Annotated in this window: 23 protein-coding genes; 8 read left to right on the forward strand and 15 right to left on the reverse strand. The window is 63.1% G+C overall.

Going from position 1 to position 21,903, the window contains the following annotated elements; translation table 11 throughout:
* Positions 1–16: 16 nt before the first annotated feature.
* The 10 genes from AACZ65_RS12605 to AACZ65_RS12650 all read right to left on the reverse strand — a co-directional run bounded on the left by AACZ65_RS12605 (position 17) and on the right by AACZ65_RS12650 (position 9,489).
* Positions 17–778: an enoyl-CoA hydratase/isomerase family protein gene (locus AACZ65_RS12605; protein WP_339671354.1), complete on the reverse strand. Its 762-nt coding sequence runs from the start codon at positions 776–778 to the stop codon at positions 17–19.
* Positions 775–2,079, reverse strand: a complete 1,305-nt coding sequence (locus tag AACZ65_RS12610; protein WP_339671356.1) for an AMP-binding protein — start codon at positions 2,077–2,079, stop codon at positions 775–777. Before AACZ65_RS12610 ends, AACZ65_RS12605 begins: the two co-directional genes overlap by 4 nt.
* Positions 2,076–2,732 (reverse strand): TetR/AcrR family transcriptional regulator, encoded by a 657-nt coding sequence (locus tag AACZ65_RS12615; protein WP_339671358.1) that lies wholly within the window; start codon positions 2,730–2,732, stop codon positions 2,076–2,078. Before AACZ65_RS12615 ends, AACZ65_RS12610 begins: the two co-directional genes overlap by 4 nt.
* A gap of 73 nt (positions 2,733–2,805) precedes the next feature.
* The gene (gene uvrC / locus AACZ65_RS12620; protein ID WP_339671360.1) at positions 2,806–4,674 is read right to left on the reverse strand and encodes an excinuclease ABC subunit UvrC; all 1,869 of its coding nucleotides are present in this window, start codon (positions 4,672–4,674) and stop codon (positions 2,806–2,808) included.
* A 295-nt stretch (positions 4,675–4,969) separates the two neighbouring features.
* A complete protein-coding gene (locus AACZ65_RS12625) occupies positions 4,970–5,749 on the reverse strand; it encodes an SDR family oxidoreductase (RefSeq protein ID WP_339671362.1) in 780 nt (259 codons plus the stop codon).
* 13 nt (positions 5,750–5,762) lie between these two features.
* Positions 5,763–6,728 carry a calcium/sodium antiporter gene (locus AACZ65_RS12630; RefSeq protein WP_339671364.1) on the reverse strand — a complete coding sequence of 322 codons (966 nt, stop codon included), beginning with the start codon at positions 6,726–6,728 and terminating at the stop codon, positions 5,763–5,765.
* Positions 6,725–6,916: a hypothetical protein gene (locus tag AACZ65_RS12635; protein WP_339671367.1), complete on the reverse strand. Its 192-nt coding sequence runs from the start codon at positions 6,914–6,916 to the stop codon at positions 6,725–6,727. The genes AACZ65_RS12630 and AACZ65_RS12635 overlap by 4 nt, the downstream gene beginning before the upstream one ends.
* The gene (locus tag AACZ65_RS12640; protein WP_339671369.1) at positions 6,897–7,694 is read right to left on the reverse strand and encodes a S49 family peptidase; all 798 of its coding nucleotides are present in this window, start codon (positions 7,692–7,694) and stop codon (positions 6,897–6,899) included. The genes AACZ65_RS12635 and AACZ65_RS12640 overlap by 20 nt, the downstream gene beginning before the upstream one ends.
* A gap of 107 nt (positions 7,695–7,801) precedes the next feature.
* Positions 7,802–8,563 carry an ABC transporter permease gene (locus tag AACZ65_RS12645; RefSeq protein ID WP_339671371.1) on the reverse strand — a complete coding sequence of 254 codons (762 nt, stop codon included), beginning with the start codon at positions 8,561–8,563 and terminating at the stop codon, positions 7,802–7,804.
* Positions 8,560–9,489 carry an ABC transporter ATP-binding protein gene (locus AACZ65_RS12650; protein ID WP_339671373.1) on the reverse strand — a complete coding sequence of 310 codons (930 nt, stop codon included), beginning with the start codon at positions 9,487–9,489 and terminating at the stop codon, positions 8,560–8,562. Before AACZ65_RS12650 ends, AACZ65_RS12645 begins: the two co-directional genes overlap by 4 nt.
* A gap of 200 nt (positions 9,490–9,689) precedes the next feature.
* On the opposite strand from AACZ65_RS12650, the gene AACZ65_RS12655 reads away from it, so the two are divergent.
* On the forward strand, positions 9,690–10,406 hold the full coding sequence (locus AACZ65_RS12655) for an SGNH/GDSL hydrolase family protein (protein ID WP_339671375.1): 717 nt from the start codon (positions 9,690–9,692) through the stop codon (positions 10,404–10,406).
* A gap of 150 nt (positions 10,407–10,556) precedes the next feature.
* On the opposite strand, the gene AACZ65_RS12660 is transcribed toward AACZ65_RS12655, so the two are convergent.
* Complete coding sequence (locus tag AACZ65_RS12660) at positions 10,557–11,060, reverse strand: carbon monoxide dehydrogenase subunit G (protein WP_037276670.1); 504 nt, start codon at positions 11,058–11,060, stop codon at positions 10,557–10,559.
* A 145-nt stretch (positions 11,061–11,205) separates the two neighbouring features.
* Between AACZ65_RS12660 and AACZ65_RS12665 the strand changes: the two genes are divergently transcribed.
* A complete protein-coding gene (locus AACZ65_RS12665) occupies positions 11,206–12,291 on the forward strand; it encodes a CaiB/BaiF CoA-transferase family protein (protein ID WP_339671378.1) in 1,086 nt (361 codons plus the stop codon).
* A gap of 22 nt (positions 12,292–12,313) precedes the next feature.
* The gene (locus AACZ65_RS12670) at positions 12,314–12,769 is read left to right on the forward strand and encodes a YaiI/YqxD family protein (protein ID WP_339671380.1); all 456 of its coding nucleotides are present in this window, start codon (positions 12,314–12,316) and stop codon (positions 12,767–12,769) included.
* A 4-nt stretch (positions 12,770–12,773) separates the two neighbouring features.
* On the opposite strand, the gene AACZ65_RS12675 is transcribed toward AACZ65_RS12670, so the two are convergent.
* Positions 12,774–13,472 (reverse strand): hypothetical protein, encoded by a 699-nt coding sequence (locus AACZ65_RS12675; protein ID WP_339671382.1) that lies wholly within the window; start codon positions 13,470–13,472, stop codon positions 12,774–12,776.
* A gap of 76 nt (positions 13,473–13,548) precedes the next feature.
* On the opposite strand from AACZ65_RS12675, the gene AACZ65_RS12680 reads away from it, so the two are divergent.
* From AACZ65_RS12680 to AACZ65_RS12690, 3 genes are read left to right on the forward strand one after another with little or no spacing between them, the layout of a single operon-like run.
* Entirely contained in the window at positions 13,549–14,517 is a 969-nt protein-coding gene (locus tag AACZ65_RS12680; protein WP_339671384.1) for a DMT family transporter, read from the forward strand.
* A 15-nt stretch (positions 14,518–14,532) separates the two neighbouring features.
* Complete coding sequence (locus AACZ65_RS12685; protein WP_339671386.1) at positions 14,533–15,450, forward strand: ornithine cyclodeaminase; 918 nt, start codon at positions 14,533–14,535, stop codon at positions 15,448–15,450.
* The gene (locus AACZ65_RS12690) at positions 15,447–16,370 is read left to right on the forward strand and encodes an alpha/beta hydrolase (RefSeq protein WP_339671388.1); all 924 of its coding nucleotides are present in this window, start codon (positions 15,447–15,449) and stop codon (positions 16,368–16,370) included. Before AACZ65_RS12685 ends, AACZ65_RS12690 begins: the two co-directional genes overlap by 4 nt.
* On the opposite strand, the gene AACZ65_RS12695 is transcribed toward AACZ65_RS12690, so the two are convergent.
* Positions 16,367–17,599 (reverse strand): MFS transporter, encoded by a 1,233-nt coding sequence (locus AACZ65_RS12695; protein ID WP_339671390.1) that lies wholly within the window; start codon positions 17,597–17,599, stop codon positions 16,367–16,369. The genes AACZ65_RS12690 and AACZ65_RS12695 overlap by 4 nt on opposite strands.
* Positions 17,600–17,687: 88 nt before the next feature.
* Positions 17,688–18,476: an alpha/beta hydrolase gene (locus AACZ65_RS12700; protein WP_339671392.1), complete on the reverse strand. Its 789-nt coding sequence runs from the start codon at positions 18,474–18,476 to the stop codon at positions 17,688–17,690.
* Between the two features lie 89 nt (positions 18,477–18,565).
* On the opposite strand from AACZ65_RS12700, the gene AACZ65_RS12705 reads away from it, so the two are divergent.
* Positions 18,566–20,038, forward strand: coding sequence for an NAD-dependent succinate-semialdehyde dehydrogenase (locus AACZ65_RS12705; RefSeq protein ID WP_339671394.1), 1,473 nt, complete (start codon positions 18,566–18,568; stop codon positions 20,036–20,038).
* 73 nt (positions 20,039–20,111) lie between these two features.
* A complete protein-coding gene (locus tag AACZ65_RS12710; protein WP_339671396.1) occupies positions 20,112–21,353 on the forward strand; it encodes an META domain-containing protein in 1,242 nt (413 codons plus the stop codon).
* Positions 21,354–21,422: 69 nt separating this feature from the next.
* Here the strand turns inward: AACZ65_RS12710 and AACZ65_RS12715 are convergent, their stop codons facing one another.
* Positions 21,423–21,890: an Hsp20 family protein gene (locus AACZ65_RS12715; protein ID WP_339671398.1), complete on the reverse strand. Its 468-nt coding sequence runs from the start codon at positions 21,888–21,890 to the stop codon at positions 21,423–21,425.
* Positions 21,891–21,903 lie beyond the last annotated feature (13 nt).

The raw sequence follows: 21,903 nt of genomic DNA on the forward strand, positions 1-21,903 counted from the left end.
AAAGCGCCCTTGATCGCTAGAAATCACGTAGGCGCCGCGTGGTTTCCGGGTCCATGAACCCGGCAATCGTCGCCTCGGTTTCAAGGTCCATGGCGCGGCGCGGATCGGTCATCGCGGTAGCGTTCAAAACCCGCTTCATCGCGCGCACGGCCAAGGGAGGCAGATCGGCCAGACGGCGGGCGGTCGACAGGGACTCGGGCATCAGATCGGCGTCGGGCACGCATTTCCACGCCAGCCCCATCGCCAGCAGATCGGGCGCGGCGTAGCGGTCGCCGAAAAAGAGCATTTCGCGGGCCTTGTTGAGGCCGACAAGGGCGGGCAGCAGGCTGCTCACGCCGCCGGTGACGAAAAGGTTGAGCGAGACTTCGGGGAAGAAACCGCGCGCCGAGGCGGCCCAGATCGGGAAATCGCAGTTGATCGCCCATTCAAAGCCGCCGCCCACCGCCCAGCCGTTGATCGCGCCCACCACGGGCTTGTGGTTCAGGACGATGGCATCGGTCGCGCGCTGGATCGCGCGCACCAGATCGCGCGCCTCTTCTTCGCAGGTGGGGTGGACGTGTTCGCGCCGGTCATCGCCCGCACAAAATGCCTTGCCCGCGCCTGTCAGGATAATCGCGCGAGTGGCGGGATCGGCATTGGCATCCTCGAAGGCACGCGCGACATCGTCGATCAAGGCGCGGTTCATGGCGTTGAGGCTATGGGGGCGATTGAGGGTGATGCAGCGCACGCCCTCGGCCATCATGGCGCTCAGGACGGTGTCATAGGTGAAATCGGTCATGGATAGGTCCTCAGCACGCGTTTCGTCTTGCCCTCGGTCAGTGGGAAGGTGCCATGCGGCACCAAAGTGACCCGTGCGGTGGCGCCCAGCTTGGTCTTGATCGCGGTGGCCACCTCCTCTGCCAATCCGTCGGGGGCGGGCCGCCCCTTGGCCAGCTCCACCGAGACCGGCAGCGCATCATAGGGCGGCGGGCTGTCGAGGGTGATCCGGTAATCGCCCGAGAGGGCTGCGAATTCGTTGATCACCGCCGCAACCATCGTTGGAAAGAGATTGAGGCCGCGCACGACAACCATGTCATCCGAACGCCCCACCACGCGAAAGCGAAAGCCGCTGCGCCCGCAGGTGCAGGGGGCGGTTTCATCCACGGTGATGATGTCGCCGCTGCGAAAGCGCACGAGCGGCTGGCAGTCGCGCGCCAGATGGGTCAGGACCAACTCGCCCGTCTGCCCCACAACAAGCGGCAGGGGCGCGCCGGTGTCGGGGTCGATGAGTTCGGGCCAGAGCACATCGGCGGCCATGTAATGCAGGCGCGTGTCGTGCTCACATTGCGCCGCGAAATTGCAGAACACGTCGGACACGCCGTAATTGGCATTGCGCGGCTCCATTCCCCAGACCTCGCGCAGGCGCGCGCGATAGGCGGGATCATCGAGCCCCGCCTCGCCGCCAAAGAGCCCGAGGCGCAGGCCCAGATCGCGCGGGGTCAGCCCCGGGAATTTCTCGGCGATCACCCGCTCCAGAACCGCCGGATATGAGGGGGTGCAGGAAATGGCGGTGATCCCCACCTCTTGAATGGTGCGCACCAAAAGCTCGGTCGAGCCCACGCCGAAGGGCACCACCATCGCGCCGGTGGCCTGCAAGGTCATGTGGTCGGTCAATCCGCCCATCCACATCTGATAGTTCAGGCAATGCACCACGGTATCTTCGGGGGTGAGGCCAGAGGCGGATTGACAGCGCCCGCCCACGGCCTCTGTCACCGCGCAGTCGCGCGCGGAGAGCGCGAGGTTCATCGCCTGCCCGGTGGTGCCGGAGGTACGGTGCAGGCGCACGGCGGCGCGGCGCTCTGCGGCCATGTAATTGCCGAACGGGGGATGTGCGGCCTGCGCGAGGCGCAGCTGCGCCTTGTCCGACAGGGGCAGATCAGGCAGGTCGCGCAGATCGGCGGGCGGTGTGCGCCCCTGCCAGAGATCGCGATAAAACTCTGACTGTGCCGCGACATAGGCGCTCTGCACCGCCCAGGCCGCCGCTTGATGGGCGCGCAGGCGTTCAGGGCTGGCAAATTCGGCTTGGTCGAGCAGGCTCATGGCTGCAATCCTCGTTCCCAGATGGTTGTGAGCGTGGCAATCACCGCCGCGCGATCGGTGGAGACATCGACCAGCCCCGGCTCGTTCGAGAGATAAAGGCTGGAAAAATACTGATCCGTCATGCCGCCCAGCGCATAGGCGCGGCGGGTGAGTTCGGCATCGCTGAGGGTATCGCGCCCCGCGCGCGCCAGCCTGCGGCGGGTGGCGGCAACGACGGTGTCGATCCATTCGCGATTGAGCCGGTGAAAGGCCGCGCGCGCCGCGGGAAAGGCATCGAGATGGTGGATAAGGCACTTCATCAGCCCGCGATTGGCCTCGAACAGGCGGGCGTAGGCCTCGGTCGCGGGGCGCATGCCGCGCTCGGCGCTGGTCTGGCTGGCGCGGATCATCCCCGCCTGGAGAAAGGCGGCGAAGCCCTGCAAGAGATCGTCGAGCAATTGGGCCTGATCGGGGAAGTAGAGGTAGAAGGTGCCATTGGCGACGCCCGCCTCCTTGCAGATCGCGGAGATGGTCAGATCCGACAGGGCGGCGCGTTCGAGCAGGGCACAGGCGGCGATGCGCAGGGCCTGTGCGGTGCGGATGCCCTTGGCCTCGCCCTCGACCTGCGCGGCAAGGAAGACCGGATAGCTGGTGTGATCGGTGGGATCGGGCATGGCGACTCAAAATGAAAATGAATTCATGTTCAGTTTTTGAGCGTGCATTGTCAAGCTGATTGATGCGCAGCGTTCAACTGCGGTCGTGGAAGAAATCGTAGAGCTTTTGCGCCATCGCGTCCGACACCCCGTCGACGGCGCGCAGGTCGGCAAGATTGGCGCGGCTGACGGCCTTGGCGCTGCCGAAATGCGCCAAGAGCGCCCGTTTGCGGGCGGCCCCGATGCCCGGCACCTCATCGAGCGGCGTGGCCCCCACCGCCTTGGCGCGTTTGGCGCGATGTGTGCCGATGGCGAAACGGTGCGCCTCGTCGCGCAGGCGCTGGATGAAATAGAGCACCGGATCGTTGTGCCGCAGCGCCATGGGGCGTTTGCCGACCCGATGGAATTCTTCCTTGCCGGCGTCGCGGTCGATACCCTTGGCCACGCCCACCATGGGAATATCCTCGACTCCCATCTCGCGCATGATGCTGGCCACGGCGCTGACCTGCCCCGCGCCGCCGTCGATCAGCAAAAGGTCGGGCCATTGGCCCTGTGCGCGATCCGGGTCTTCTTTCAAGAGGCGTTTGAAACGGCGGGTCAGCACCTCTTTCATCATGCCGAAATCATCGCCGGGCGTGATGTCATCGCCCCGGATGTTGAACTTGCGATAATGGTTTTTCATCATGCCTTCGGGGCCCGCGACAATCATCGCGCCCACGGCGTGCGTGCCCTGAATATGGCTGTTGTCGTAGACCTCGATCCGCTGCGGCGGGCCGGGCAGATCGAAGACCTCGGCCAGACCGCGCAGCAATTTGCCCGTGGTGGCGGTCTCGGCCATCTTGCGCGCAAGGCTTTCGCGGGCATTGCGCAGCGCGGCGTCGATCAGTTCCGCCTTTTCGCCGCGCAGGGGCACGGTGAGCGTGACCTTGCGCCCCAGCTTGTCGCTGAGCGCCTGTTGCATGAGATCGGTATTCTCGATCGAATGCGACAAAAGCAGACTGCGCGGCGGTTCCTTGCTGTCGTAGAACTGGCCGATGAAGGCCTCGAGCGCCTCGGCCTCTTCGACATCGGCCCCGACGCGGGGATAGAAATCCTGATTGCCCCAGTTCTGCCCGCCCCGAATGAAGAACACCTGCACGCAGGCCTGACCCTGTTCGAGATGCAGCGCGATGACATCGGCCTCGTCCACGGTGCGGGGGTTGATGCCTTGAGCGGTCTGCACCTGCGTCATCGCCTTGATCCGGTCGCGCAAGGCTGCGGCGCGTTCGTATTCCATCGCTTCGGCGGCCTCGGCCATTTGCGCCGCCAGCTTTTCCTGAATCTCGGTCGAGCGGCCGGAAAGATAGCGCTCGGCATCGCTGACCTGCGTCGCATAGTCGGCGCGGCTGATCTTGCCCACGCAGGGGGCGGTGCAGCGTTTGATCTGGAATTGCAGACAGGGGCGCGTGCGGCTCTCGAACATGGCATCCGTGCAATTGCGCAACTGAAACACGCGCTGCAACTGCGCGAGCGTTCGGTTGACAGCACCGGCACTGGCGAAGGGTCCGTAATAAGCCCCCTTTTCACGCTTGGCGCCGCGATGTTTCTTGATCATCGGAAAGTCATGCGCGGTCACGAGGATGTTGGGAAAGCTCTTGTCGTCACGCAAGAGCACGTTGTACCGCGGCTTGAGTTGCTTGATGAGGTTCTGCTCGAGCAAGAGCGCCTCGGTCTCGGTTGCGGTCGTGAGAAACATCATCGACGCGGTTTCCGAGATCATCCGCGCGATGCGCCCGGTATGGCCGGTGGGCCGGGCATAGTTCGACACGCGGGCGCGTAGATTGCGCGCCTTGCCCACGTAGAGCACCCGTGCCTGCGCATCGAGCATCCGGTAGACCCCCGGCGACGCATCGAGCGTGCGCAGATAGTCTCGGATTACCTCATGGCCGGGTTTGGGCGGGGATTCGGGGGCGTTGTCGGTCATCGGTCCTCAGATATGATTCCCCCGAGTGCTGCAATGATCCGAGCAAGAGAGCAAGAGGGAAGCTGTCCACGGTTTCTGTGGATAACTCTGCGGATAGGTTTCCGTGAAATGGAAATTTTCCTTGAATTCGGCTGGCTTCGTTGACTTGCCTAATTTTTAGGCAAATTCGCAACCCCCTGATATTCTTCGTTAAAAAATTAACTGCATAGCAAAATATTGAAAACACTAACGATTTTGTAACGCTTACGTAACGAAAACCGCGCCGGTGCAAAACTTTTGTCGGCGGGCGCGGTTTCTACTCTACACCCAGCACATCGGGGGTCTGCCAACCGAGGTGCTGACCGCCGTCCACACAGAGCAATTGGCCAGTGACGCCGGGGGCATGGAGGAAATAGATGAGTGCCGCCGTTATGTCCTTCGGGTTGGCACCGCGATGCAGGATCGTGTTGCGCCGCTGGCTCTGGAAATGACTGTCGCTTTGGCGATGGCCCTGCAATGTCGGCCCCGGACCGATGGCATTGACACGCACCCGTGGGGCCAGCGCCTGCGCCGAGGTGCGGGTCAGCGCCCATAGGCCCATCTTGGCAATCGTGTAGGTCATGAATTCCGGTGTCAGCTTGTGCACGCGCTGGTCGATCATGTTGATCACCAGCCCCTGCGCCACCGGCTCGCCCGCTTCATCCTGCGTCGGGGCGGGCACCTGGGCGGCAAGCTGCTGGGTCAGCACGAAGGGCGCGCGCAGGTTGCTTTCCATGTGGCGATCCCAGCTGCGGCGCGTGGCGGTCTGGATATTGTCGTAATCGAAGATGGAGGCATTGTTGACGAGGGTAGTGATTGGCCCGCCCAAGGCCTCGGCCGCCTGCGCCACCAAGGGCGCCACCTGCGCCTCATCCAAGAGGTCCGCCTCTAGCGTCACCGCCTTGCGGCCCATCGCCCGGATTTCCTCGACCACCGCCTCTGCCGCATCGCGAGAGGTGGCGTAATGCACGGCCACATCGTGACCCTGCCGCGCCAGTTCCAGCGCCATAGCCCGGCCCAGCCGTTTGCCGGCACCCGTCACCAAAGCCCGCGTCATGCCATCGCTCCCCTCAGATCAATATCACCGAGACATAGACCACATAAGCCGAGGTCAAGGCGATGCCCCACAAACGGTTGATGTCGAGCCTGAAGAAAACGAAAGGAATTATCACCAAAGAGGCACCCAGCATCACCCAGAAGTCGAAACTGAGAAATTGCGCATCAACGGGGATTTCACCCACCAGCGCCGCCACACCGATGATGCCCAAGAGGTTGAACATATTCGAGCCGATGACATTGCCCAGCGCCACATCCGCCTGTTTGCGTAGCGCCGCCATCACCGTAGTCGCCAGTTCCGGCAGCGACGTGCCGACCGCCACCAGCGTGAGGCCGATCACCGCCTCGCTCACGCCATAGCGCTGCGCGAGGATCGAGGCATTGTCCACGAGGATGTCGGCGCCCAGCGGCAGACCGACAAGGCCAAGCACCAGAAAGGTGATGATCTGCCACCAGGGCATATTGGGGTCCGCGCCTTCGACATCTTCGATGTCGTCTGTCTCGCTGAGCGCGCTGACGGCCGCATCGCGGCGGTGCGCCATGGTATCGCGAAAGGCATCCGCCAGCATGAGTACCAGCGCCCCGAGCAGGATGAGGCCGGCGATCCAGTCGAAGGAGCCGCGAAAGGCCAGCAGTATGAACAAAGCCGAGGCCGCAAGCATCTGGAGGTAAGACTTGGAGCAACTGCACGAACTGGTATGCAATACCGAAAGAATGGCCGGTATCCCCAGCACCAAGAGGATATTGGCGGTATTCGAGCCCACCACATTGCCCAATGCCAGCCCCGGCTTGTCATCCAGCACCGCATTGACCGAGATCAGCAGTTCCGGGGCCGAGGTGCCAAAGGCCACCACCGTCAGGCTCACGATCAGCGCCGGAATCCCCATCCGCAGGCTGAGGTTCACCGCGCCCTTGACCAAGGCGTCCCCCGCCAAGAGCAGGATCACCAGCCCCAGCGCCGACAAAAGCCATGGCATCATTTCAGCTTGTCCTTTTCGCAGGAGCACGGACCCTTGCCGATGCGGTAGCGCCCGCATTTCCGGCATTTGGCCTCGCTCAGGCGTTTTTGTCCGGGGAATCGGAGGCGTCCGAACATCGCGAGGACCCCCATCGCCAGAAGAAAGAATATGACGACCTTGACCAGCAAATCAGAGGCCGAACCGGGCAAAGCTTGCCCGTTCCTCGACTGCGGTCAGCGCATCTTCAGCAATGGTCGCGCCAAAGCGCGGGAAAATCCCGCGCTTGCGCCCGTAACGAGCAAGCTGCACCTTGTCGCCATAAAGCTCCTTGAGCTTGGGCAACAGATGACCGATGCCATCGGCCAGCCCCAATTCGACGCTGCGCGCGCCCAGCCAGAATTCGCCGGTGAAAAGATCGGGGTTGTCGCCCAGCCGCGCACCGCGCCGGGATTTCACATGGTCGATGAAGGCCGCGTGAATATCCTCCAGAATGCCCTTGAGCCGGGTCACATCCTCGGGCTTTTCGGGCAGGAAAGGATCCAGCGTGCTCTTGGATTTACCTGCCGTGTAGATGCGGCGTTCAATCCCCTGCCGGGTCAGAAACTCATTCGCGCCAAAGCCCGCCGAGATCACCCCGATCGAGCCCAGCACCGACGAGGCATCGACCCAGATGTCATCCGCCGCAACCGCCAGCCAGTAGCCACCCGAGGCCGCCACATCCTCTACAAAGGCATGAACCGGGATTTTCTTTTCCTCCGCCAACCGCCGGATGCGCGCCGCGATGAGCGAGGATTGCACCGGCGAACCGCCGGGGGAATTGATCACCAGCGCCACCGCCACAGGCTTGCCGCGCGCAAACGCCTTGTCGATCACCGGCCCGATGGCCTCGTCACTCAGCGGGGCGCGCGGCCCGGCGCCGATCATGCCCGCAAGGCGTATGACCGCGACCGTGGGTCTGCGGTTGAGGAAGGGGATCAGATGTTTCATGCCGCCCGATGTAGAGTGCAGGGCCACTACAAACAAGGCGGCCCGTGCATCTGAGGGGACTTGCCCGGTATTTCCCCTGCCCTCGCGTTAAAAAAATCACGCGCACATCAGGATTTGATCCGGTATCCGGTCTTGAAGATCAGGCCGACCACGGCAAGGCAGATGCCAAAGAACAGGGCCACCGCGAGCAGGCTGTAGCCGATGCCGACATCCGCCACCCCAAAGAAGGCCCAACGGAACCCGGAGATGAGATAGACCACCGGGTTGAACAGCGTCACGATCTGCCATGCGGGCGGCAACATCGAGATGGAGTAGAAGGCCCCCCCGAGGAACACGAGCGGGGTGATCACCAGGAGCGGGATAAGCTGCAACTGCTGGAAATTCTCCGCCCATATGCCGATGATAAAGCCAAAGAGCGCAAAGGTGACGCAGATCATCGCCAGAAAAAGCACCATGATCCAGGGATGCTGAATATCGAGATCGACAAACAGGCTGGCCGTGATCAGGATCACCGTGCCGATCATCAATGCCTTGGTCGCCGCCGCGCCGACATAGCCCAGCACGATCTCGAGGAAATTCACCGGGGCGGAGAGCAGTTCAAAGATCGTGCCGATGAATTTCGGGAAATAGATGCCGAAGGAAGCGTTGGAAATGGCCTGGGTCATCACGCTTAGCATGATCAGGCCGGGCACGATGAAGGCGGCATAGCTCACGCCCTCGACCTCTTGGATCCGCCCGCCGATGGCCGCGCCAAAGACCACGAAATAGAGCGTGGTCGAAATGACCGGCGACAGCAGACTTTCGAGGATAGTGCGGAAAAACCTCTTCATTTCATAGATATAGATGGCGCGAATGGCGTGCAGGTTCATGCCGCATCCTCCCGAACGAGGCCCACGAAAATCTCTTCGAGGCTGCTTTGGCTTGTTTCGATGTCGCGCACCGAGAGCCCCTCGGTGGCCAGTGCCTGCAAGAGGCGGGTGATGCCCGTGCCCTCGGCGCGTGTCTCGTAATTGTAGATCAGCGCCTGACCGTCGGGGGTCTTTTCCAGCGCATAGGACGCAAGCGTGTCCGGCACCGCAGCGATCGGCTCTACCAGATCAATCCTCAGCGATTTGCGCCCCATCCGACGCATGAGCGCCGCCTTGTCCTCGATCAACAGGATTTCCCCCTTGTTGATGACCGCGATCCGGTCGGCCATCGCCTCGGCCTCTTCGAGGTAATGGGTGGTCAGGATGATGGTGACGCCGCTTTCCTTCAACCCGCGCACCACCTCCCACATATCCCGGCGCAGTTCGACATCGACGCCCGCCGTCGGCTCGTCGAGAAAGAGAACGCGAGGCTCGTGGCAGAGCGCCTTGGCGATCAGGACGCGGCGTTTCATGCCGCCCGAAAGTTCGCGGATGCGGTTGTTGCGTTTGTCCCACAGCGACAGTTGCCGCAGGATGCGTTCGATCAGCGCCTCATCCCGCGGTCTGCCAAAGAGACCACGCGAGAAGCGCACCGTGTTGATGACCTTTTCAAACGGTTCCAGCGCGATTTCCTGCGGCACGAGGCCGATCATCGCCCGCGCTTCGCGATAACCGGTGACGATGTCATGCCCGCCCACCGAGGCCCGCCCGCCAGTCGGCGTGGTGATGCCGCAGAGCGTAGAAATAAGCGTGGTCTTGCCCGCGCCATTGGGCCCAAGGAGTGCGAGGATTTCGCCCTGTTCGATGCGGAGCGACACCGATTTGAGCGCGGCAAAGCCGCCTTTGTAGGTCTTGCTCAGACCCTCGACCGTTACGATAGCTGTCATAGGTATTCCCCTTTGCGCGGAACCTAATCAAACGACACCCGAACGCAACGCGCATCCCGGCATAGGCCCCTGTGCGCCGATGCGCGATGTCGCCAATAAGAAAACAATCTGTTTTTGTGAGTTTGTTCATAGTTTCCCGGCAGGATGCTACACTATCCACCGCACAGGGTGGCGGGCCTGATGACGGCAAGGGAAACGGAATGATCAAGCATATATTCAGGCTTGTTCTGCTGGCTTGTGTAATGATGACGGGGATCAGCCAAGCGCAGGCGGAGCCGCGGCTTCTGGTCATGGGTGATTCGCTTTTGGCAATGCACAAGCTGGCAGGGCGCTCTGTCTCGTCCTCTGTCGAGCGGGAATTGGGCGTGCGCGTGACCGATATGTCGGTGGCCGGGGCCCGGTTTCTCTACCGCCTGCCAATTACTGGCGCGCTTGGCCTCAACATCACCAAACAGTACCGGCAGGGCGACTGGGATTGGGCCGTTCTGAATGGCGGCGGCAATGATCTGTGGCTTGGCTGTGGCTGCATGCGCTGTGCGGGCAAGCTGGATCGCCTGATTTCTCGTGACGGGCGGCGCGGCGCAATCCCCGGCTTTGTGTCGCGCTTGCGGCAGAGCGGCGCGCAGGTAATCTATGTGGGCTATCTGCGCACACCCGGCGTGACCTCGCCGGTGGAACATTGCACCGATGAGGGGGCAGAGATGGATCGGCGCGTGGCGCTCTTGGCCGGGCTGGACCGGGGCGTACATTTTCTGCCGCTGTCGGACATGGTGCCGCATGGCGACCGCTCCTATCATGCCATCGACCTTATTCACCCCTCGTTCAAGGCCAGCCGCATGATTGGCCAACGCATCGCAGAGATCATCGTCACGCATGGCACCGGCACGGTTTCACGCAACCGGCCACTGACGGAATGACAATGCCTTGGGGCGTGGTCCGCCCTATCGAGATCGCAGCCGCCCCGGGCTTGCCCCGGGACCTCGCCAAAGCAACTCGGACGCCCCGGCGCGGGGGCCGGGCGATGGGAACCCGCTCAGACGCGACAACTCAGGCAGACGCAACGCGCTCTAGCTGATCAGCCGCTTGAGCCAACCTTTCTTTTCCGCCTCGGGTTCGGGGTCGTCCTCGGACGGGCCTTCGAGCACCTCTTCGAGCCGGGCAAAGAACTGATCCGCCATCTTCTTGGCAAAGCCATCGACCAGACGGCTGCCGAGTTGTGCCAGCTTGCCGCCCACGCTGGCCTCGACATCATAGCTCAGCCGCGTGCCGGTCTCGCTATCCTCAAGCCGCACGTTGGCCCCACCCTTGGCATAGCCTGCGGCCCCGCCCTTGCCCTCGCCAGTCAAGGTCAGGCTCTGCATTTCGACAATGTTGGACACCTTGACCATGCCCTTGAACGTGGCCTTGACCGGCCCGACCTTTTGGACGACGGTCGCCTCGAACCCGTCTTCGGGCGTGCCCGTCACCTCCTGCGCGCCGGGCACACATTCCTTGAGAACTTCGGGGCTGAGCAGGGCCGCCCAGACCGTCGCCCGATCCGCCTTGATGTCGCGCGCGTCACTCATCTGCATCTGTCATGCCCTCCCGTTGCATCCTGTCCGCACCCTAGCGCAGCCCCCTTGCCGCGCCAAGGGAGCAGAAGGTCGGAGCGGCGCAAGCGCTCTGGCCTTCGCGCGCCACTCCCCTTACCCTGCGCCAAAACGGATAGGGGCAAACATGCTGTCAGGGCTGCGCGTGGTGGAATTCGAGGGTTTGGGGCCCGCGCCCTTTGCCGCGATGATGCTGGCCGAGATGGGGGCCCAGGTGATCGTGATCCATCGCCCCGGCGCGGGCAATCCGGTGGCGGGCACGCGCAATCTGCTGGATCGCGGCAAGCGTTCGATCGTGCTCGACCTCAAGAGCGCCGAGGATGTGGCCATCGCGCGCGCGCTGATCCAGCGGTCGGATGCGCTGATCGAAGGGTATCGCCCCGGCGTGATGGAGCGTCTGGGGCTGGGACCAGAGGCGATGCAGGCCGCCAACCCGCGCCTTGTCTATGGGCGTATGACCGGCTGGGGGCAGGCGGGGCCGCGCGCGCAGGAGGCGGGGCATGATCTGAATTACATCGCCACCTCGGGCGCGCTCTGGTATGCGGGCGCGCCGGGCACGCCGCCTGTCACCCCCGCCACCCTTGTGGGGGATGTGGGCGGCGGCGCGCTCTATCTCGTGGCGGGGATGCTGGCGGGGCTGATCCGCGCCGGGCGCAGCGGGCGGGGCACTGTGGTGGATGCGGCGATTGTCGATGGCTCGGCGCATATGATGGCGCTTTTGATGTCGATGATGCCCTCGGGCAACCTGAGCATGATGCGCGGTCAGAGCCTGCTCGACGGGCCGCATTGGAGCCGCGTCTACGCCTGCGCCTGTGGTGGCTGGCTGTCGGTGCAATGCCTTGAGCCGCAGTTCTACGCCGAGTTCCTGTCCCGCCTTGGACTCGCGGACGATCCCAAGCTCGCAGCCCAGCATGACCGCACGCAATGGCCCGAACAGGTGGCGGCGCTGGCGGCGCTCTTTACCGCGCGCCCGCTGGCCCATTGGGCGGGGATCTTTGCCGGGTCGGATGCCTGTGTCGCCCCGGTTCTGTCCCCCGAAGCGGCAGCGCGCGATCCGCATATGGCGGCGCGCGGTGTCTGGCAGCAGGACGACGGCTGTCTCAGCCCTGCCCCTGCCCCCCGCTTTGACGGGCAGAGCCGCCCGGTGGCCGCACCGCCCGCCCGCGGAGAGCACGGCGCGGAAATCCGCGCCTGGCTCGATGCCGCCGAATGACCCCGAACCAGAGGACCAGCCCATGCCCATTTATGTCGATGCCGATGCCTGCCCGGTCAAGGACGAGGTCGAGCGCGTCGGCACGCGGCATGGGCTACGGATATTCGTGGTCTCGAACGGCGGTTTGCGCCCCTCGCGCAATCCGCTGGTGGAGACGGTGATCGTGCCCGATGGCCCCGACGTGGCGGATATGTGGATTGCCGAGCGCGCGGGGCGGGGGGATGTGGTGATCACCGGGGATATTCCGCTGGCCGCGAAATGCGTGGCAGCGGGCGCGCGCGTGCTCAAACACAATGGCGAGGCGCTGACGGGGGCCAATATCGGCAATGTTCTGGCCACGCGCGATCTGATGGCCGACCTGCGGGCCGCAGACCCCTTTCGCCAAGGCGGCGGCAAGGGGTTTACCAAGGCCGACCGCTCGCGGTTTCTCGACGCGCTGGAGCGGGCGGTACGGGCGGCGAAACAGGTGGGCGGGTGACAGGCTATTTGCAGGAAATAGCCGTGACGAGTCCCAATTTCGCTGTTTTGTAATGGGGAAACAAAGACGTTACCGCAGGCGGATCAGTTTCGGCCAGCGCACAACGAGGTTCAGTCGCACTCAATGCTTGCCGGGCCAACTCAAGTTTTTGTTTCAACGAGAGCGAAAGCCTTTTTTCGCAATAGGTTCTGCTGCTCACGAAGCCTGAGCACGTTTCCTGAACAATGAACCCATCTTTTCGCACTCGGGATTTGTATTCTGCCGTAGGCTCGGACTTCTCAAGATCACTGAGAAGTTTGACCCGACTGCTCCGCGCTTTGGCAGGATTGTCGTACCGGCTCCAATCCTCAGATGTCATCATAAGGTCTCTGTATCGCTTCCAGTCTTCTTCTGTTGGCGCGCGCCACCCATTTTCTTGAAACAGACGCCGGTGCCCTGCCGGGCTCCAGGAGAATGAAAAGTGCCTTGTCTCGGGGACCGAATGATGGCGAGACGATATTTCGCCGATGGAAATTCGGTAGTCGCCAATGTCAACGAGTCCGAGCCGGCTAAAACCCACTTGATGACCCGTAAAGAAATCGCCCTTCTTGCCGCCACATGCCGCCAAAAACAGCCCGGCACACAAAAAAAGAATATAGATAGGTCTCAACTTCATCGCTGGATGAACTCCTTTCGGAATTGCTTTCAAAAACTGTTGCCGCATGAGTTGTCGCGTCTTGGTTTACATTATCAAGCCATCCACGCCATAAATCGGGGAAAGAATGCAATTTTGGACCCCCATGACCCCCACCACAATCCAGCGTTCCAATCTGATCGGCGCTGCCTATGCGCTGGCGGCGGTGCTGTGTTTTTCGCTCAACGATGTGGGGATCAAGTTTCTCTCGGATAGCTATGCCCTGCATCAGGTGGTGTTCATTCGGGCGCTGGTGGGCATGGCGGCCTTTGCAGCCTTCGTGATGCCCTTCGCGGGTGGCCTTGCCCTCTTGCGCACGCGCCGCCCGAAAATGCACCTTTTGCGCGGCCTCTGCGTGGTCAGCGCCAATACCTGTCTCTTTCTGGGGCTGGCGGCGATGCCGATTGCCGATGCGGTGGCAGTGTTCTTTGTCTCGCCGCTGGTGATCACGGTATTCTCGGTGCTGTTCCTGCGCGAAACCGTAGGCAATCGGCGATGGGCGGCGATTGCCGTGGGATTTATCGGCGTTCTGGTGATCGTAAAACCGGGCACAGCGGCGTTTCAACTGGCTTCGCTCTTGCCCATTGCGGCGGCGTTTCTCTATGCGGTGATGCACATCCTCGCGCGCAAGATCGGCGGCACCGAGAGCACGCCAACGATGGCCTTTTACATCCAGCTTACCTTCATTATCGCCAGCACGATCATCGGCCTCAGCTTTGGCGATGGCCGTTTTGCCGGGATGGGGCATCCCTCGCTCGAATTCCTGTTCCGCGCCTGGGTCTGGCCCGCGCCGGGGGATTGGCCGATCCTGATCATGCTGGGCATATCTGGCATGTTGGGGGGCCTCTTCATTTCTCAGGCGTACCGGCTGTCCGAGGCCGCCTTTGCCGCCCCCTTTGAATATGTGGCCATGCCGATGGCGATCATGTGGGGGGTGACGGTGTTTGGCACCTGGCCTGACGCGACCGCCTGGATCGGAATTGCCCTGATTGTGGGCTCTGGCCTCTATCTCTTGTGGCGCGAGTCGGTCAAGGATGCGACGGTTGCCACCAAAGCTCCGACCTATCGCCGCTGACCGAGGGAGAAATCCATGAGCCTGACGATCATTCCATTTGACGAGGGCGAGGCGCATCTGGAGTGGCTCGGTCTCTGCGCGGCATTCGAGGCGGGGCATCGCCTGCCCAAGGCCGAGATTGCCGATACGCTGCTCTATCGGGGCCGCGACACGTTGCTCAACCGGGCGGCATGGATCGACGGGATGGGATTGGCGGTGAAATCCGCCACGATCTTTCCGGGCAATCCAGAGCGGGGGGAGCCGATGATCAACGGCGCGGTCAATCTCTATTCCGATACCGATGGCACGCTGGAGGCGCTGGTTGATTTCCATCTTGTAACCAAATGGAAAACCGCCGGTGACAGCCTCTATGCCGCCACGCGACTGGCGCGGCCCGACAGCGAGAGCATCCTGATTGTCGGGGCAGGAACGGTGGGCCGCGCGCTCTGGCAGGCCTATCGCGCGCACTTTCCGCAGGCGCGGTTCAGCGTCTGGAACCGCACCCGTGCCAATGCCGAGGCGATGGCGGCAGAGTGTGAGGGCATGACTGTGGCCGAGAATCTGGAAGCGGCGGTGCGCGCCGCCGATATTGTCACCTCTGCCACCATGTCCACCGATCCGCTGATCAAGGGGGAGTGGCTGCGCCCAGGCCAGCATATCGACCTGATCGGGGCCTATCGCCCCGACATGCGCGAGGTGGATGATGCGGCCATCGCGCGGGCGCGGGTCTTTGTCGACAGTTTCGACACCACGGTCGCGCATATCGGCGAGATCATGACGCCACTGGAGCGCGGCGTGATCGCCCGGGACCATCTCGTCGCGGATTTCTATGATCCAGAGCGTTTCCAGCGGCACGCGCCCGAGGAGATCACCCTTTTTAAGAACGGGGGCGGCGCGCATCTCGACCTGATGTCCAGCCGCTATATCCTCGATGCTTGGAGGGCGGCGGCATGATCTGGCTCGGGCTTGTGATCCTTGTGGGGGTGCTCATCGCGGCCCCCATTCTGCGCGAGGTGATGAAACCCGCGATGACTGACAAGCTTCGCAAGAATGCCCCCGGCGACTTTGCCCGCCTGTCGCGCGGGCTCACGCATTATCGCTGGCTGGGGGCCACGCGCGGGCCGGTGGCGGTCTGCGTGCATGGGCTGACCACGCCGTCGTTTGTCTGGCAGGGGATCGCGGCGGGGCTTGGGGCGCTTGGCTACCGCGTGCTGGTTTATGACCTTTATGGGCGCGGCTATAGCGACCGGCCCGACGGGCCGCAGGACAGCGCCTTTTTCATCACCCAGCTAGAAGAATTGCTCGAGGATCAGGGGATCACCGGGGATTTCACGCTTTTTGGGTATTCCATGGGCGGCGCGATTGCCACGGCCTTTGCCGCGCTGCATCCCGAACGGCTGCGGGCGCTGGTGCTGATTGCGCCTGCCGGGTTTGGGCATGATCTGGGACCGCTCGCCGAACGGGTGGCACGGGGTGGCCCGATGGCGACATGGCTGATGCTGGCGGGATTCCCTCGCAGCTTTCGCAAGGGCTGCGAGGCGGAGCGGCACCTGCCCACCAGCGTGCCCGGCATCGTCGATCTGCAACAGGCCGAGTTGCGCTATCGTGGTTTCGTGCCCGCAGTCGCCCGCTCCATCAGTGGGATGGTTTCAGAGGATCTGACCGAAGAACATGCGGATATTGCCGAAACGCGGCTGCCGGTGCTGGCGATCTGGGGGCGCGAGGATACGGTGATCCCGCTGCGCAGCATGGCGCGACTGGCCGAGGTCAACCGCAGCGCCCGCCAAGAGGTGATCGAGGGCGCGGGACACGGTCTGACCTATACCCATAGCGAGGCGGTGCTGGCCGCGCTGCGCGACCTCATGCGCGATTAGGCTGGCCGCACCTCCCGTTCCTTGACCGGCAGGTGGACGATTGCCGAAAATGCGCCAACCCCGATGCCGACCCACCAGACGACGCTGTAATCGCCGTGCAAATCGTAAAGCTTTCCTCCCAACCACACGCCCATGAAGCTCCCGAGTTGGTGGGAAAAGAACACAATCCCATAAAGCGTGCCCATGTAACGCAGCCCATAGAGATGGGCGATCAATCCCGAGGTCAGCGGAACCGTGGCCAGCCACAAGGACCCCATGGTTACCGAAAAGAGCAGCACCGTAGCCGGTGTAATTGGCGTCATGATAAATGCCGCCGCTACCAGCGTCCGGCCCAGATATATTGCCGCCAATAGGTTCTTCTTGGAATAGCGTTTCCCCAGCCATCCCGCCGTCAGCGTGCCCGCAATATTGGCAAGGCCAATGACCGAAATGGCTACAGCCCCAAGTGCCGATGTGGTGGTGATCCCGATATTGTGTAGCGCCCCACCGGGCAGGATCGGGCCACACATTTCGGTGACGAAGGCCGGGAAATGCGCGGTGATAAAGCCGAGTTGATAACCGCAGCTAAAAAAGCCCAGAAAGATCAGAGTAAAGGACGGGTCGCGAAAGGCCCGGTTCAGAATCGTGCCCATGGATTCCTCGATCACCGTGCGGTCCACAGGCGCGGGCGCGCGCATCAGCGGCAGCATGGCCAGCACTGCGATGATCACGGCGGCAAAGATCAGGAACACGCTCTGCCATGTCATCAGCGAGAGCAGGAATTCCGCCAGCGGCGCGCCAAACACCTGCCCCGCCGACCCGGCAGCAGTGGCGATAGCAAGGCTCATGGAGCGGTTTTCATCGGAACTGGCGCGGCCCACCACGGCGAGGATCACGCCAAAGCCGGTGCCCGCGATGCCAAACCCCACGAGGATTTCATAAAGCTGATGCGCCTCGGGGCTGACGGCAAAGGAGGACAGCACCAGCCCCGCCGCATAGGTGAGGGCCCCCAGAATGATCGCCTTCTGATCGCCGATTTTCTCGGCCAGCGCGCCGAAAAGTGGCTGGCCGATGCCCCACGCAAGGTTCTGGATGGCGATGGCCAGCGAAAATTCGGCACGGGGCCAGTTGAATTCGGTTGCGATGGGGATCTGGAACACGCCAAAGGACGCGCGGATCGCAAAAGAGATCAGGATGATGGTGCAGCCCGCCACAAGGACGGGTGTAATCAGGGGGGCGGATTTGGGCATTCTATCCTCGCGCGGTTCGCGGGCACTCTAGGCGAATGGCGAGGGGCGTCAATTCAGGCTTTGTGATGGGGCGCATCACGATTTCTCGTCACCCGAGGAGTTGCGCCACCATGCGGCTGTTCTGATCGGTCAGAGCCTCGATCACATCGAAATGGTGTCGGCCCCTGGCAATCTCGTGGCCGGCGTTCCAGGCTGCGGCCAGCCATCGCGCCTGATCGAGGAACACGGGCCGCTCCTCGGCGCCGACCCAGACCGTGACAGGAACCGGCAAGGGGCGCATGAGCGCGGGGCTTTCGGCCTCTGCCGCCGCGCGGTCGAGCCGGAACTGTTCGTTCATGGAGGTTTGCAGCAGTGGGCGCAGGTCCGAGACCGGCGAGATGGGCATGACATGGCTGAGGCGCGCCGCGACATCGCCGGGCAGAACCCCGGGCACCGCCATGCGCGCCACCAGATGCCCGCCCGCCGAGTGCCCGACCAGCGCCAATGGCCCGTCGGTGCGCGCCGCCATAACGCAGATTGCGCGGGCAATCTGCCGGGTGATGTCGGCAATGCGCACCTCGGGGCAGAGGTCATAGGAGGGCATGGCCACCGCCCAGCCGCGCGCGAGCGGTCCCGCCGCGAGATGTGACCAGAGCGTCCGGTCAAACCGGAGCCAATAGCCGCCATGGACAAAGACACAGAGCCCCCGCGCCGCGCCGGTGGGGTGAAAGAGGTCAAACGCCTGCCGCGCGCCATCGCCGTAGGGCAGGCCAAGCTCTGCCCGCCGTTCGGCGCTCAGCCTGGCGCGAAACGCCTCGGCCGCCACGGTCCAGCGCGCCGGATATTGCGCGCCGCCCGGAATATACGGCACATTGGCATAGGCATCGTCCAGTTCCACGGCGTATTCTCCCCTATCTGGCCCTAGACATTCCTAGCCCAAGCTGGTCTGTCATGGCGAGATAAAAGCCATGCCAAGAGGGAAACGCAATGACCAAGACCGACCTGAAATCCATGCTCAAGGACCCCAGCCTGCTGTGCGAGCGGGCCTATATCAATGGCGAGTGGGTGGATGGCGATAATGGCACCTTCGAGGTCACGAACCCCGCGCGCGGCGATGTGGTCGCGCATGTGGCCGATCTCAGCCGCGCTCAGGTGGCGCGTGCGATTGCCGCCGCGGAGGCCGCGCAAAAGGAATGGGCGAAATGGACCGGCAAGGAACGTGCCGCCGTGCTGCGCCGCTTCTTTGACCTGATGATGGAGAACCAGCACGATCTGGGCGTGATCCTGACCGCCGAACAGGGCAAGCCGCTGGCCGAAGCCAAGGGCGAGGTGGGCTATGGCGCCTCGTTCATCGAGTTCTTTGGCGAAGAGGCCAAGCGCATCTATGGCGAGACCATCCCCGGCCATCAACGCGACAAGCGGATCACCGTCATCAAGCAGCCCATCGGTGTGGTGGCCTCGATCACGCCGTGGAATTTCCCCAACGCGATGATCACGCGCAAGGCCGCCCCGGCACTGGCGGCGGGCTGTGCCTTTGTTGGTCGTCCGGCTGCGGAAACGCCGCTCTCGGCCACGGCGATGGGCCTCTTGGCCGAACGCGCGGGGATTCCGGCGGGGGTGTTCAACATCGTCACCTCGTCGCGCGCATCCGAGATCGGCAAGGAATTCTGCGAGAACCCGGTGGTGCGCAAGATCACCTTTACCGGCTCGACCGAGGTGGGGCGCATCCTGTTGCGGCAGGCTGCCGATCAGGTGATGAAATGCTCGATGGAGTTGGGCGGCAACGCGCCGTTCATCGTGTTCGACGATGCCGATCTCGATGCAGCGGTCGAGGGCGCGATCCTCTGCAAATTCCGCAACAATGGGCAGACCTGCGTTTGCGCCAACCGCATCTATGTGCAGGCGGGCGTTTATAATGCCTTTGCCGCCAAGCTCAAGGCAGCGGTCGAAAAGCTCAAGATGGGCGACGGGATGGACGAGGGCGTGGCGCTTGGGCCGCTCATCAATGCGGACGCCATCACCAAGGTGCAAGAGCATGTCGCTGACGCCAAGGCCAAAGGTGCCTCGGTCATTCTGGGTGGTGGCGAACCGGTACAGGGAGCAGGATATTTCCTGCCCCCCACCATCGTCACCGGCTGCACGCAGGACATGGCCTTTGCCACCGATGAGACATTCGGGCCGCTCGCGCCGCTCTTCAAGTTCGAAAGCGAGGATGACGTGATCGCCATGGCCAATGACACGATCTTTGGTCTGGCCTCGTATTTCTACGCCAAGGATCTGAGCCGCGTCTACAAGGTGGCCGAGGCGCTGGAATATGGCATCGTGGGCGTCAACACCGGGATCATCTCGACCGAGGTGGCCCCTTTTGGTGGCGTCAAGCAGTCCGGGCTTGGCCGCGAAGGCAGCCATCACGGCATCGAGGATTTCCTTGAGATGAAATACATTTGCATGAGCGTCTGACCAAAGCGGTACTCGACCAAGGACGGGTCCCTCGCTAGGATGTGAGCAAGTCTAGAAGCAAAGGAGGCCGGCGATGCCCCGCTCTTTCCTCTTGGCCGGCCTGATGGCTGTGTTGCCCACTGCCATGGTGCAGGCGCAGGGCGACGAAACGCGCCAAGTGTCCGGCGCTGTCGGCTATCTGCAACGGATCGCCCTCCCCCCAGATGCCCGCGCCGTGGTGGTGGCTGAGGGGCGGTTTGGCGCGATGCTGGGCGAGGTGACGCTGGATGCTGATGGCGAACAGGTGCCGCTGCCCTTCGGGATGACGGTGCCCGCCAATCTTTCCGGGCAACTCAGCGCGGTGATCCGGGTCAACAATCAACCGCGCTGGCTCTTGCGGGATATGCCGTTTGCGGCGGGAACAAAGCCGGTCGATCTGGGCACGCTCATCCTCGAGCCGGTAACAGCGCTCGCCTTTGCGGTCGATTTCATCTGCGGCGATACCACGGTCTCTTTTGGCATGCTGGGTGATGAAACCGTGCTGCGCGCCGAGGGGCGCGACATTGCCATGAAGCAGGTCATCTCAGCCTCTGGTGCCCGGTTCCAAGGGATCAAGGAACAGAACACCGAATTCTGGAACAAGGGTGATCGGGCCATGGTCCGTCTCGAGGGTCGGGATCTGCCCGAGTGTCAACAGGCACCCCCGCCCGCGCAACAAACCTATCGCGCAGGCGGCAATGAGCCGGGCTGGTCCGTTGCCCTGACCGCCGAGACCGCCGAGATCAGCGCCGATTACGGCGAGATCACCCATAGCCTGCCCCGCCCCGAGGTGCAGGTCCTACCCGGCGCTTACGTATTCGACATGCCTGAGATCAAGGCGCAACTGACCATCCGCGAAGGCATCTGCCGCGACGATGCCACCGGCATGCCGCATCCCGATGCGGCGGTGTTGACACTGGGCGCGCGAGAGTTCCGGGGGTGTGGCGGCGCGCCCGAGGACCTGTTGACCGGCCCCGCGTGGCAGGTGACTGCCTTAGGGGCCCCCTCTTTGATCGAGCCAGAGCGCCTGACCCTAAATTTCATCACGCCGGGGCGTGTGGCGGGCAGCACCGGCTGCAACCGTCTGGTGGGCGGCTATACGATCACGGGCGAAGGGCTGCAATTCGGGGCCATGGGCAGCACGATGATGGCCTGCCCCGACCCTCTTATGGAACAAGAGCGCCGTATGCTCGACGCGCTGGAACAGGTGACGCGGTTCGACATCGCCGAGGATGGCGCGCTACGTCTGATTGGCGGCGCAGCGGATGGCGTGCTGATCGAGGCACGGCGCCCCTGAACGGCAAACGCCCGGCCAGAGGGGCTGACCGGGCGCAGACTTGGATTGTGGCTTAATTCATGGCGCGGGTCAGTTCACCTTGTCGGCGTCCACCACATCCTTGGCCACGACATCCCCGCTGGCAATCGCGATACGGCGCGGCTTCAGCGCTTCGGGCACCTCGCGGCGCAGGTCGATATGCAGCATCCCATCAGCATGGGTCGCCCCGATCACGCGGACATGATCGGCCAATTGGAAGCGGCGTTCAAAGGCACGGGTCGCGATGCCGCGATGCAGATATGTGCGTCCCTCCTCTTCTTCGCTTTTGCGGGCAGAAACGACAAGAGAGCCATCCTTGACCTCCACACCCAGATCATCGGCAGAGAATCCCGCAACGGCCACCGAAATGCGATAGGCATCGTCAGCGGTCTTTTCGATGTTGTAGGGCGGATAGGTCGGCTGGGTCACGTCTGTGGCCATGACGCGATCCAAGAGATCGGCGATCTGGTCGAAACCGACCGTGGCACGATAGAGCGGGGCAAGATCAAAATTACGCATGGGTCATCCTCCA

The organism is uncultured Roseovarius sp. (assembly GCF_963972555.1).
GTDB classification, from domain to species: domain Bacteria; phylum Pseudomonadota; class Alphaproteobacteria; order Rhodobacterales; family Rhodobacteraceae; genus Roseovarius; species Roseovarius mucosus.